General features: G+C 42.0%; 10 protein-coding genes and 2 pseudogenes. 7 read left to right on the top strand and 5 right to left on the bottom strand.

Annotation, left to right across the window (positions count from 1 at the left end):
• Position 1 precedes the first annotated feature (1 nt).
• Positions 2-394 (top strand): type II toxin-antitoxin system death-on-curing family toxin, encoded by a 393-nt coding sequence (locus AC0LWN_RS23540; protein WP_474669648.1) that lies wholly within the window; start codon positions 2-4, stop codon positions 392-394.
• 162 nt (positions 395-556) lie between these two features.
• On the opposite strand, the gene AC0LWN_RS23545 is transcribed toward AC0LWN_RS23540, so the two are convergent.
• Positions 557-2,938 carry a glycoside hydrolase family 94 protein gene (locus tag AC0LWN_RS23545; protein WP_474669650.1) on the bottom strand — a complete coding sequence of 794 codons (2,382 nt, stop codon included), beginning with the start codon at positions 2,936-2,938 and terminating at the stop codon, positions 557-559.
• 1,201 nt (positions 2,939-4,139) lie between these two features.
• On the opposite strand from AC0LWN_RS23545, the gene AC0LWN_RS23550 reads away from it, so the two are divergent.
• Complete coding sequence (locus AC0LWN_RS23550; protein ID WP_474669652.1) at positions 4,140-4,397, top strand: hypothetical protein; 258 nt, start codon at positions 4,140-4,142, stop codon at positions 4,395-4,397.
• A 198-nt stretch (positions 4,398-4,595) separates the two neighbouring features.
• Here the strand turns inward: AC0LWN_RS23550 and AC0LWN_RS23555 are convergent, their stop codons facing one another.
• From AC0LWN_RS23555 to AC0LWN_RS23565, 3 genes are all read right to left on the bottom strand, one after another.
• Positions 4,596-4,997, bottom strand: a complete 402-nt coding sequence (locus tag AC0LWN_RS23555) for an MBL fold metallo-hydrolase (RefSeq protein ID WP_474669654.1) — start codon at positions 4,995-4,997, stop codon at positions 4,596-4,598.
• A gap of 205 nt (positions 4,998-5,202) precedes the next feature.
• The gene (locus AC0LWN_RS23560; protein WP_474669656.1) at positions 5,203-7,038 is read right to left on the bottom strand and encodes an alpha/beta fold hydrolase; all 1,836 of its coding nucleotides are present in this window, start codon (positions 7,036-7,038) and stop codon (positions 5,203-5,205) included.
• A gap of 61 nt (positions 7,039-7,099) precedes the next feature.
• Positions 7,100-7,666 carry a TetR/AcrR family transcriptional regulator gene (locus AC0LWN_RS23565; protein WP_474669658.1) on the bottom strand — a complete coding sequence of 189 codons (567 nt, stop codon included), beginning with the start codon at positions 7,664-7,666 and terminating at the stop codon, positions 7,100-7,102.
• Positions 7,667-7,760: 94 nt separating this feature from the next.
• Here AC0LWN_RS23565 and AC0LWN_RS23570 point away from each other — a divergent pair.
• Together AC0LWN_RS23570 and AC0LWN_RS23575 are read left to right on the top strand one after the other, a co-directional pair.
• Positions 7,761-8,200, top strand: a pseudogene (locus tag AC0LWN_RS23570) (Rpn family recombination-promoting nuclease/putative transposase); the annotation flags it as partial.
• Between the two features lie 244 nt (positions 8,201-8,444).
• Positions 8,445-8,516: pseudogene (locus tag AC0LWN_RS23575) on the top strand (IS200/IS605 family transposase); the annotation flags it as partial.
• Between the two features lie 438 nt (positions 8,517-8,954).
• Here AC0LWN_RS23575 and AC0LWN_RS23580 read toward each other — a convergent pair.
• On the bottom strand, positions 8,955-9,350 hold the full coding sequence (locus tag AC0LWN_RS23580) for a VOC family protein (protein WP_474669660.1): 396 nt from the start codon (positions 9,348-9,350) through the stop codon (positions 8,955-8,957).
• Between the two features lie 191 nt (positions 9,351-9,541).
• Here AC0LWN_RS23580 and AC0LWN_RS23585 point away from each other — a divergent pair, with 191 nt between their 5' ends.
• From AC0LWN_RS23585 to AC0LWN_RS23595, 3 genes are all read left to right on the top strand, one after another.
• The gene (locus AC0LWN_RS23585) at positions 9,542-9,721 is read left to right on the top strand and encodes a hypothetical protein (RefSeq protein WP_474669662.1); all 180 of its coding nucleotides are present in this window, start codon (positions 9,542-9,544) and stop codon (positions 9,719-9,721) included.
• A gap of 243 nt (positions 9,722-9,964) precedes the next feature.
• Positions 9,965-10,612 carry a FusB/FusC family EF-G-binding protein gene (locus AC0LWN_RS23590; protein ID WP_474669664.1) on the top strand — a complete coding sequence of 216 codons (648 nt, stop codon included), beginning with the start codon at positions 9,965-9,967 and terminating at the stop codon, positions 10,610-10,612.
• A 268-nt stretch (positions 10,613-10,880) separates the two neighbouring features.
• Positions 10,881-12,551, top strand: a complete 1,671-nt coding sequence (locus AC0LWN_RS23595; protein WP_474669666.1) for a ParB/RepB/Spo0J family partition protein — start codon at positions 10,881-10,883, stop codon at positions 12,549-12,551.
• Position 12,552: the final 1 nt, after the last annotated feature.

Consider the following 12,552-nt stretch of genomic DNA (forward strand, 5'->3'; position numbering starts at 1 on the left):
TATGATTAATTTTCTTACCAAAGAAGAGGTAATTTCAGCACACTATTTCTTGATGAAAAGAATGAACGACGCAGATCAAGCGGGTGTTAAAGATCACGGTCTGCTGGAATCTGCGGTACATAGGCCACAGCAAAGTGTTTTTGGAGAGGATGCTTATCCAAATTTATTTGATAAGGCCGCAGCTCTACTAGAATCTTTGGTAAAGAACCATTGCTTTCACAATGGCAATAAGCGCACAGCCTATCTGGTTACAAAGTCATTCTTAATGTTGAGCGGGTACCATCTACGAATGAAACGTGAATATGCAGTGGAATTTATAGTGGATATTGCAAAAGGATTGCATTCATTAGAGCTGATCGCTCATATTTTGAAAGAACATTCTGAAGAAAGATAATATTTAGGTCTCTGAGGTTAAAATCGGCCCATTCCACCAATGGGTTGGATATATACCCCAATCGAAGACGAGGCGAAGCGAGGAATCAGAAAAAAGCACCCTAGGAACAGGAAGGGGTGCTCTTTTCTGTGGTGGTTTATCAAGAAGATTGTATTAATATACTTACCCCATTATAACCCGCACATCATTCTCTTCTCCCATTATGCCAACGGGGATCAGATTGCCTTGAATTTCTTTGCCGTTAATGATGATATGGGAGACTCCTTTTTCTACGCCGTGCTTATTGTCCACCTGGATATTCAGCTTCTTGCCGCGGAATTCGCGCGTCATGGAGAACTCCTTCCAGTCAGAAGGAACGCACGGGTTGATACGAAGTCCGTCGATTTGCGGCTGAACACCCATGATGCCTTCCACTAAGGAGACCATCACCGTCGAGGCGGTGCCGGTGAGCCAGTGGACATGTGCACGGCCTTGATACGGGCTGTCCTTGGACTCAACGAACTGGCCGTGCACGTAAGGCTCTAGCTTGCGGATTTCTGCCTTATCGTTCATGCTGGCCGGGCTGCAATTCAGGAAGTATTCGAACGCGCGGTTACCGTTGCCTATTGTGGCCTCCGCCAGAATAAGCCATCCCTGCGGCTGGCTGAAGATGCCGGCGTTCTCTTTGGTGGAGGCATTGAACAAGGCCATTAGCGCTACAGGTAAACCGTACTTCCGGAACGGTGGATAAAATAACATGGTGCCGTAATCGGTCCGCAGATTCTCGTACACTTTGTCCATGGCGAGCTTCGCCTGATCCGGGCGGGCGGCACCGCTTAGTACGGACCAGCTTTGCGGGTTCAGCCAGATTTTTGCCTCATCGTTCTCCCAGGAGCCGATCGTATAGTTATCCTCTGTAAAGCCGCGGACAAATTGGTCATTCTCCCAAGCATGCTTCTGAATGTTTCCGTCCAACTCATCAAGAAGACCTTGCGCCCACTCTACATCGCCAGGCTTGTTCTTGTTCTGTGCGATTTCAATGAATACTTTAAAGGCCATGTAGAGCTGGAAGGCGACGAATAGCGACTCTCCCTTAGCTCCAAGACGCAGACAATCGTTCCAGTCAGCATGAAGACCAACAGGCATACCGTGGGCACCCATTCGATCCAGGCTGAATTGAAGGGCTTGGCGCAAATGCTCGTAAACCGTGGCTTCGCCTTGATCTGAATAGGGAATCACTTCATCCGTGAAGTCCCAGTTACCGCTTTCATTCAAATACTTGATGACGGTCGGGAATAGCCATAAGGCATCGTCGGCACGATAATGAGGATGACCGGTCTCACGCACGTAATCTGGATCGTCGGGCGTACCCTCATGTCCGGGGTTATGGTTGAATTTTACGAGTGGCAGACCGCCGCCGTTGGAGACCTGAGCCGAAATCATCAGCCGCAGACGCTCAAGTGCCATCTCATGATCAAGATGAATGATGCCTTGAATATCCTGTACGGTATCCCGATAGCCTAGTCCATTACGCAGGCCGCAGTATTGAAAGGAGGCGGCACGGGACCAGATGAAGGTAATGAAGCATTGGTATGCGTTCCAGGTGTTGATCATGTTGTTGAGATTTTCGCTTGGCGTCTGGACCTGAAAACGGTTGAGCTTGCTGTGCCAGAATGTCTTCAGCTCTTCAAGCTCCTTGTCCACAACGGACAAATCTTTATAATGGCTAAGAATTTCGGAGGCACCTTTCTCGTCATACTGTCCGAGGAGATATACAATTTCCTTCTCTTCTCCCGGCTGCAAATCCACGTTGATCTGCAGGGCACCGCAGGCATTGGTGTTATAGTTCAGCGAATTGGCACATTGGCCCTTTTCCACGGAGGACGGATTGCCGTAACTGCGGTAATCGCCGAGAAATGTATCCCGGTCGCCATCGTAGGCGGTTACCTCCGCACCTGCAGCGCCGAAGAATCTCCAGCTTTGCTCCTCAGGTGTGTTTTCGTTGATCACTTGCAGAATCTTATTGTTGTTGTAATAGGTCCGCGAAATGAACAAAGTGTATTGAAGGTTAACGGTATCCTGTTCGTAATTGTTATCGTTGGTGAATTCGACAAATCCGAAGAGTGCCAGCTTCCGGGCCTTGGAGCCATCATTGCGGACCTTCAGGCGCCATACCTCATAGGTTTTGTTCAGCGGCACATAATACAAGGTTTCCGTCCGAATACTGTCATAATCCGCAACGATATTCGTGTATCCGGTTCCATGATGGCATACGGATTTGTATTGATCCAAGTCCTTGCCTACCGGCTGCCAGGAGCCTGACCAATAATCCCCGTTCTCCAAGTCCCGCACATAAATATAGCGCCCCGGCTCATCTTTGGAATTGAAATGATAGCGGATATGCCGTCCGTTCGCGCCAGACTTTACAAAGCTGTACCCTCCTGCGTTGCCCGAGATGATGGCGCCGTACTCCGGCGAGCCGAGGTAGTTGGCCCAAGGGGCAGGCGTGTTCGGCTTCGTAATGAGATACTCCTTGTTCTTCTCGTCAAAGTAGCCGTATTGCATGACCATTCCTCCTAGAAAGTGGATGAGGGCAGGACAATAGACGCGCGTTCACAAAAAGATGAAGTATCCCACCCCAATTTAATAATAATATAGTTTTCACTAATCTGGAACCTAATATTTGTTAAGGGTGGATATAGAGCTTGTGATGATATATTGGTGAACACGTGTTTACGATACGATATAGCCAAAACATGTACCATGAGAGGATGTCGCTTATGCTGAATAAGATCAGCTTGGCTGGAAGTCGGAAGTTGGAAGCTTGACAAAGCCTTAAACCCGCTTTTCTTTTTTTAGAAAACAAGAGCCCAGCACCGGTAAGGTGTTGGGCTGCTATTTTCTTCTCTAAAAACATGTAAATGACACAATGCTTCTTAGATCGACTCCAGTAAACACCCACATTCGGCCGGTCCATCTAAAACCTGCAACGGATGTACGCCCTACAAAGGTTGGGAAGAACCAGAACGCGTTCCCGTTTCTCAGCCACACATATGTGTTGCGGAATAAACAACCGGCAATAGCTCCGGGGTCGATGGCGAACGCTGTAGCAGCGGGTTGCTGTGGTGTAAATTGTGGAGGAGGGGAGGATGGTGGCTGCTGTATTCCTTGTGGTCCTTGAGGCGGTGTAAATGCCATAAGATTTCACTCCTTAATTAGAGGATTAGGCTTGATCAGGCCTATATTAATGAAATGGCGAGTAAATTGAACAGCACTAGGGGTAGAACTACATCATTCTGGAAACCAGGAAAAAAGCCTCGACTAGTCACATTGCTTGATAGTCTTAAGTATACAATTCCCCTTTCGCATTGGATAAGTATCCCTTCAAAAACATCGCCATCTGCTGTCTCCACCCGAACAAGTGCATTAACATGGCTTTTACATATATTTGTTACATGGTCTTGAAAGGAATTTAAGTTATGCCTAGTAGTCGGATCCATTCGAAACAGTGTTTGCTCTTGTTGCCCCTGCATTTGCAAGCTCATCGTCGTGACCTCCATTATAGATTCTTCATTTTCTCCATCATATGCAGAAGCCTATAGGGGAGTGACGATTTGTGCATGTAATTGACAACAGGTCTCCATTCGAAGACATCTTGAAATATGGGGAATGCGTTCTAACAATCCTCATATCAGAAAAGCTAGCGAAGAGTCATCTTATGCAATTGAACGCTTACACAGTAATTCTTTAACCGGAGGTGTCCAAGATGCGATGGGATGAAGTTCAGGAGCGTTTTCCTAATGAATGTGTCGTTCTTGAGGCGACCAAGGCTTATTCTAAGGAAGGCCATCGTTTTATTGAAGAGATGTCCGTGATCGATTCCTACGAGGATTCTACCAAAGCGTTGATGCGGTACAGTGAACTGCACAAGGAAGATCCACATCGCGAGTATTGTTTTTTTGACACTTCCCGTCCTGAGGTTGTGGCACGAGAACGATATGTGGGTATCAGAGGACCAAGATGAAAACAGCAACCCCCGCCGAATTGTGGCTCTGCATGTCCACCCCTCGCCCCCACCATGTAAATCCACAACCGCGAGAGGTTGTGGATCTTGCTTTTCTTCCGTCTTAATCTTTAGTATTACATCTACATGATCCTTACCCTTATACATATCGTTGACCTTCTCACCTCGCGGCGTATATGCTCAAAAAGGAAAGGAGATTCAAAAAGAAACGACCTCGCCGTATTCAGGAACCCAAACGGAACCCTCCAGGTGTTGTTCCTTCAGAAACTTGGTAAGCTGGTTTCGGCTCAATTTACAGTGGTTGATGGTATTCAGATGTACAGCCAGAAGCTTGGTCCTCGGTGACAATCGGGCTATGCGAGCGATATCTTCACGTGCCATGGTGATAACGGTTCCCCATATCATCTCCGCCTCGCCTGTATTCAAAATAGCAATATCCGGACTGTACTTACGAAAAACCGCTTCAATAGCAGGCGTATAAATACAGTCACCAATGATATAAATAGAACCTTCTTCCATTGTATTCAAGATAAAACCGGAAACCGGCCCGAGTAACTTGCCAGAAAGCCCCGGAGCATACTGCCCCGCAATTCTTTTCATCTGAATACCTTCCCACTCAAAAGAATTATTGACGGGTATTACTCTCAAGAACCCAGCAGATTGCACGGAAGCTTGGTCTCTGGGCTGACAAAATTATGGTTAGAATTGATGTAGCGTGCCGAATATGTTGAACTGAAATGAGCATACTAGACAACTCCTCTAATTTAAATGCCGACCGGTCCATTTTGAAAATATCATATTAATTTCATAGTATATAGGAAGCCGTTTCCCTTGGATGGTTAAGAGGAAAATGATGACCATATGGAACAACATCAACCTTACCAAGATGTAATGGAGCAGAATAGCGTCTATCTTGATCTCCCCAAATAATATGAAGATTATACCTTGGTACTTTGGTGAAATCACCCGGATAGTCTTTCGATAGAAAACGGTTGAGCTGAAGAGTTGTATTTAAAATTCTAGGCGAAGTAAAGCTGCTGCGTACTTTTGCGATATAATGTTTCGGAATGCTCTCCGTATTTTCAAACAGACCATTACCAATTAAATAACGTTCTAATGAATTAGCAGTTGCTAACTTCAATGCCCATTTGTTCATAAATTGAGGAGCATTAAACGATTTAGAATTTTTTTTCGCAACAGGTGGTTGAAGTAAAGTAATAGTATTCTTCGTATCTATATACTCTCGCACTAACGCTTCCAGCAGAATGACCGCTCCGAAGGAATGAGCAATCCAATGTGCGCCATTAGTAGCTTTTCCTAATAACCCATTCACTACATTCAAATAGAGATCCAGAAGATTTTTCTCCCGTTTAAAAGGGGAACGTCCTAAACCTGGAAGGTCTGGAATCCATACAGGTTGACCAGTTTTTTCATGAAGCTCTAGTCCTAAAGGAAATAAATCCTCCCCATCACTCAACAAACCGTGGAATAAAATAAATGGCTTACCCTCTCCTTGTATTTGATAAATCACAGTGTTTCCGATTAATGTTCGTTCAAATGCATGATTATGCCGGTCATTTTGATACATCAAGCGATAATCCAAATCCGCTACTACGGCCGGGAAAAAATTCATAACACTCGTCTTAGTAAACCAATCTTCTCCCATGATTTTTTTCGATGAATCATTTGGAAACTTTCTATTTGTAATAAAGTTCAGTCCATCAGATGGAATTTGTGTTAGTTTACTTATCCCACTTTTCATAAGTGCCTTCATGAAGCGAATGGGCACAGAGATTTTAGGTGCTGCCATATTCATACTTTCTGACATAACTTCTAATAATTCAGATATATCCGGATCAAGCTGTTTGTCTTGAACAAGTGTATATGTTTGAATAGACGATTGCTCCAGCTTAAAAACCTGAACAATAAACTTCGCTAGCTCATCGTTTGAAATAAGCGGTAATTTATACCCCTTGCCTCCAGGAATAACTGGCATCAGCCCTCTTCGCATACTCGCCACAAGCAAGCCTAAGCCTGCTAATTGCTCCGTACTCCCTGTTTTACTACTGCCGACTACAGTTGGTGGATTAATCACAGAAAGCGGATAGCCTATTGCGGATGCCTGCTGGCGAATATAAAGATCTGCTAAAAATTTTGTTCTTTCATAAGGATTTTTTATTTTCAAATAGTCGTGCCCTTCTGTAAACACATCAATCGCAACCTTGCTATTATTATCATCAAAGGGGGTCATATATCCTACTACATGAATAAATTGCTGCAAACCCTTCAATTGATGGATACTTTTAGCGAATTCACTGATATGCTTGGCACCGTTTAAAAATACAGATGCTGCCTCTTGCTTTGTCGCTTGAATATCCATTTGTCCACCTGCGTGAATAATAACATCCGTGTTCGATACCCTATCCTTATCTTCATCACTTAAACCTAAATCTGTTTTTGTCAAATCACCTTCAATAAAGTGCAGGGCCTCTTCGTTTAAAATACCTTTTTCTTGAAAAGCACGTGTTGCTTTACTTTTTGACCTCACTAAAAGAAAAATCATAACATCCTCTTTAAGAAGCTCCTCCACTAATTGCCTCCCAATAAAGCCTGTTCCACCTGTTAAAAATATTGTCCTCACATCATCCGCTCTCCTTTTTAGTACTGTGTAGTACTAATTTAATGTAAAAAAAATGCTTCTCTTATCGAAGCAAGTTGAAAAATTGGTTGGCTGTTTTCATGATAACAGTTGCATCCTTCAATGTTTCTGAAAGAAACAGCGCTCCTTCAAGATTCGTTATAAAAAGTGCCGCTACCTCGTCAATATGAATCGTATTTCTAAACTCGCCTTTTTCTACTCCTTGTTTTAGTAATAGGGAGACTTTCATTTGTAATCCTGTAAAAAAGAGACCTATTTTTTCTTTTATGTGTGTAGCATTTGTAGGACTTTGAATATAAAGAGTAATAAATGGACAACTGCCCTTATACTCTCTTGACTGAACTCCCTGCGATAAATGCTTTAAAAACATCTGGACACGATCTTCAACTGATAATTGGTTCTGAGAAAGCATTTGATCAATTGCACGCTGATACGTTTCAATCCAATAATCAACGACCCCTGCTAACAATTCTTCCTTATCAGAGAAGTGATAATACACATTAGATTTTGATACTTTGCTTACACGTACTAATTCATCCATGCTTGTATAAGCAAATCCCTTTTCTAAAAATAATGTTGCCGCTACTTCAATCACACGTTTTTGATTCATTAATTTTACCTTTGTCATGACTAGAACTATACAGTACTAATTCGAACATTGCAAGTAAGAAGATAAGGCGGTTAAAATTATTGTTAAAGAAACATTCGATCATTTACGATCCACTCAGTACCATAACGTGTTTCATCTAAGGGAAGACCGGACAGGGATATCCTTGATTGATGACATTTCTTGGAGTTACCAAAACTGGATGAACGTTGCGTTCCGTCTGAGGGTGGACTAATCAATTGGCTGTTGTTTCTAAAAGGTGCCGATACATCACAATGGGAGGTGCTGAAGATGAATGAACCGGGTTTGAAAAAGGCGATGGATACCTTGCAATATTTGAGCCAGGATTCAGAGGCAAGACGGTTGTATGAGGCCAGACAGAAGTACTTGCATGATGAAGCTTCTATGCTGGGAAGTGCAGAAATGGCAGGTATAAAGAAAGTGGACAAGAATATGCTTGTCTTGAATCTGGACATAACAACTATTGCAAAGGCCACTGGATTAACGGAACAGGAAATTAATAGTTTGAGGAAGTAAATAATTTGGCATCCAGTTGAGCGGGTGCTTCTTTTTTATCAAAGATATTCTGTGTTATTTCGAGGTTGCTTTCGCAGTTTAATAAGCTGTGCCGCGTGCTTCTCCCTGCATCGTCCATATGTGAGAGGTTAGGGGCTAACAAGTAGTAAGCAATGGATTATTTTACAGACTTGATGAGTTAACTTTAACCTAACTATTCATGCCCTTTCTAAATAGCACTCATGAAATCAAAGAAGAACAAAGGATGGACAAGAGCAGACTAGCACACACGAAATGGAACTGCAAATACCATATCGTATTCGCCCCAAAGTACAGATGATAAATCATTTATGGGAAGCTAAAGCGACCGGTGGTTATGACTTTCTTATGGTCTAATGGGGATGCAATGAGCTTCAATAATATTTGCTAATTCCTTATGCTCAAATTTATGGTTAACTATATCTACTGTAAAATCTTCAGCTTCCTTTGTCTCCATCTCAAAGGATAAGGAATTAAACCTTAAGAAAATAATAGGTGCTGTAAAAGCAGTGCGTTTATTTGCGTTGTGAAATTACCTAATGATTCAAACAAAGCAACTGCTTTTTCGAAAACGGAGGGATGAGCCTCTTCTCCAGGCCGATTCGAGTCGGGTGACATCAAAACTGTAAATACAGGATTTGAAGCCGTGACCTCTCGGAAGGACTTTTTCAAATATTAATCAATACACCGAAAAGCCCAGCTCGAGCTGGGCTTTGGTCTATGCGATTACATCACTCTATTTGGCATGCTCATCCGGTTGATGAATGCCGAAAATATTTCCTTCTGTGTCCATGTAATAGCCCTGCCATGCCATTCCAGGCAGCGCATACTTTGGCATTGCGAGCTTGCCCCCAAGCTTCAAAATTATTGCTTCAGTAGAGTCGTAATCCGCCACTCCCATAGTACAAGCATAACCATTCAAAGCTTGTCCGGGCTCCGGAGAAGTACTTTGACGTTGCATCAAAGCTCCATTGATACCGAGTTCACCCGCGTCTCCCGTAGTTGCTCCGAAATAGGGCATTCCTGCATATTCGCTCCAATCCTCAAAGGTCCATCCAAATACTTCACCATAAAACTTCTTAGCACGTTCCATGTCATCCACATGAATTTCGAAATGAACTAATCGGCCCATAATATCCTCCTATGTGTTTTGACTTCATGCATTTCTCTATTATTATACTTTCCTTATTTGCAGAATATATAAAATTTTAATTCAGAAATTTTTATGGTCTGTAAACGTTTGAACTTGACAAAAAAGAGGAGGTTAATTTAATTTTAAAGAGAATTCCAAGGAATGGATACTGGGGTCGGGAGAGGATTGAATTGGCAGCTAATTGGTGGTTGGCGCTTGTTATTATGGTTGTGTTAAACGGAATTACGGCTTGGACTTTGTTTACAGGGTTAGAGCCTATCAGCCGAAAGGCTAAAAAGTGGTTTTTTATCGTTGTAAATGTGGTTGGGCTTGTTCTAGCGGTCTCTCAATTTTTCTGGATGGACTTTTAAATTTTAGGGTGATTGCCCGCCTGCATGATTTTCTGATATACTGTTTGGAAATATGGGGGTGATGCAGATGGCAATTCGCAATTGTTCATTAGCTAGGGGGTCCTCATGCAAAGCCTAACCTGGGGCGATACTTTGCGTGAGGTGCGATAGGATGGATATGTGATCGCCCGAACTGAATTTATCGTTTCTAATAATGGGCTTTGCACCTTATGATCTTTTATGATAAATAAGGAGCTGAAAAGCATGAGTATACCATTTATTAGAAACCATCAGTATAACTTTATTAAGAAGCAGACGAAATTTGTTCTGCATACACTGCGGACCGTTGCGGATCGTAGAGTCTTGGAGACCGTCAGATATCGTGCTGCACGGAACATTATTGAAGCCTTCCCTTCTCTTACAGAGAATGAGCAGCAGATGCTGGAGCAAGTATCGGTCTTCGAGAAGGCAGATGAATTCGAGAAATATATCAGCGAATTGGAGCCGTATCTGGATTCCTTTCCGCCCATTACAATCAAACAGATTCAGAAGCTTTTCCCTAAGAATAAGAAGCTGAAAATCCCTGATCTATCATCCATCGACTTTAGATATATAACATATCTGAGCTGGGTAGATATTACCACGAACAGATTATTCATTGTATATCCATTCGAAGGACGATTCATCGGTATCGAGGGAAGACTGACGCCGACACACAAGAAGGGGTACTGCTTATTCTGCAACCGCCAGCAAGAACTGGCATACTTCGTGGTTAAGAGCAAGCCTGCACACTCTTCGCCGGGTGATTATCATTCTACCGGTCAATACGTATGTCTGCAGAGCCATGACTGCAATCAGAGCATTACCGATACAGCATCACTGGAGAAATTCCTTCTCTCGGTTCAAAAATAACGTTAGATCTAGCAAAGGCTGCCCTTAAAGGCAGCCTTTTTTGGTGCGTTCAGCATGGTATTTATTGTGTCATAGTGTCTACTTCCTTCCCAGAGGTATCTGTGTACTGAGTAAGAAATGGTAGATCCTCACATCGGTCGAAAATGAGTATTTTGTCAGAACAATTGCATTATTGTTGAATGGTTGGAACCTTTGACGAATGTAAGATTTCCGACGATTTATAAATTATAATTGTAAAAAAGATGCTTACATGAGAGGAGGACGGCGTTTGAATCAGCCTCAATCCATAGAAACAACAATTGAAGAGGTCGTAGAGAGATATGCTAAAAACGTAAAAAGAACTGTAAGAAAATTTGTGAATGTTAGAATGCTGTATGATAAATGGCTTTTTGAAGACCTAATTCAACAAGGGTATTTAGGGCTTATTGAGGCGTATCCAAAATATGATTTTAGTAAAGGTAAAGACCTTTTTTGGCGGTACGCTTATAAGTTTGTAAAGGGTAGAATGATAGACTTCACAGTACAACACTTTAACTATATACGTCCAAGTAAAAAAATAAATAGTATAATCCTAGAAATGAAAAGAAGGGATTTAAGAGGACTGTCGCCTTTTCAGATATCACAAGAGCTAGGTTGTTCCTATAGCATGGCCGTCGAAGCGAGATATTTTTTACTAATAAGGCGTACGGTTTATTTGTATGAACCTGTATATACATACCATGAAAACCACGAAGAACAACAAATCATTGATATAGTGGCGACTGAAAAAAATCAGGATGAGCTATTTCAAATCGAAAGTCAAAGCGGATTTTCTGAGATGGAACAAAAGATTTCTTTTATGCTAATTAACGGATATAGCAGAGAAAATATAATCGAGTATTATGATATTCCTGCGATTCAATTAAAGGAGAACATTGATGAAATACTAAAAAAATGCGGATTTGATAACCAAAAAATCTTCGATAGAAACGAGGAATTGCTTATGCAAATTTCAACGTTGGAGGAGAACGGACAAATGTTGCAGGATGGTGAGAAGCAGAACTTTGAATGGATAAAAGTAGAATTAATCAGTGCCAGCCCAAGTAATCCAAGGAAGGATTTATCAGTAAATATAGAACAATTACAAGAAACTTTAGCATCAAAAGGTTGGGAGGAACCTGTGACCTGTTATAAAAAAGGGCAGTATTATATCTTATTGGCCGGTCATCGCAGATGGCATGCCGCAAAACAATTGGGATATAAAAAGCTACCTGTATTTATTGTAGACCCTCCAGCAAGTACTGCTGAAGAGAAAGATCGACTAGGGTCTTTGCAAAGTGTTCAGGTGGATTGGACGCCCTATGAAACAGCAAAAAACATCTACGATAGATGGATATACGCTGGTGGAATAGCATATACAGAACTTGCTAAAAAAATTGGCGTTCCAAAATCAAAAATCGCAGCCAAAATACGTGTTTATAAATATTATCTACGCGTTGAAATAGAGGACAAGTTAACGAATGGGATGTATTCAATTACTATGCTGGATTATATTCTTACGTGGATCAAGCGGTTAGGTCAATATCATCCGGATTTTGTGGAATCCATTACTGAGGATTTCATCAGAAAACAGATGTTAACGAAATACGAAAATAAGTGTTTTAATAGCCGAATCGCCAATGATAGATTTTTTGTATGCAATGCTACTCCTGAAGAGATATTCTTATTCCTTTCAGACACAACTAAAACTTTGCGTCAGTCAGAAATTGAGTTAACGATTACACAAGCAAAAACGGAATGTAATAGCAGCAAAATTTATCAGCTATTGAATGAGTCAATAGAAGCTATAAAAAAGATTGAATGGAATGATCGGAAAGAAGCACAGCAATTAATAGGTGTGCTAGACAAGATGTTGGAAGAAATTAATGTAAAGAGCCACGAATTAGAAGGGGGATTATGAT

The sequence above is a fragment of the Paenibacillus sp. sgz302115 genome (genome assembly GCF_056120445.1).

Excerpts from the sequence above, each read along its gene's own strand:
- AC0LWN_RS23545 (WP_474669650.1), bottom strand. The coding sequence starts at position 2,938 with ATGCAATACGGCTACTTTGACGAGAAGAACAAGGAGTATCTCATTACG.
- AC0LWN_RS23540 (WP_474669648.1), top strand. The coding sequence starts at position 2 with ATGATTAATTTTCTTACCAAAGAAGAGGTAATTTCAGCACACTATTTC.
- AC0LWN_RS23590 (WP_474669664.1), top strand. The coding sequence starts at position 9,965 with ATGAGTATACCATTTATTAGAAACCATCAGTATAACTTTATTAAGAAG.
- AC0LWN_RS23550 (WP_474669652.1), top strand. The coding sequence starts at position 4,140 with ATGCGATGGGATGAAGTTCAGGAGCGTTTTCCTAATGAATGTGTCGTT.
- AC0LWN_RS23565 (WP_474669658.1), bottom strand. The coding sequence starts at position 7,666 with ATGAATCAAAAACGTGTGATTGAAGTAGCGGCAACATTATTTTTAGAA.
- AC0LWN_RS23555 (WP_474669654.1), bottom strand. The coding sequence starts at position 4,997 with ATGAAAAGAATTGCGGGGCAGTATGCTCCGGGGCTTTCTGGCAAGTTA.
- AC0LWN_RS23580 (WP_474669660.1), bottom strand. The coding sequence starts at position 9,350 with ATGGGCCGATTAGTTCATTTCGAAATTCATGTGGATGACATGGAACGT.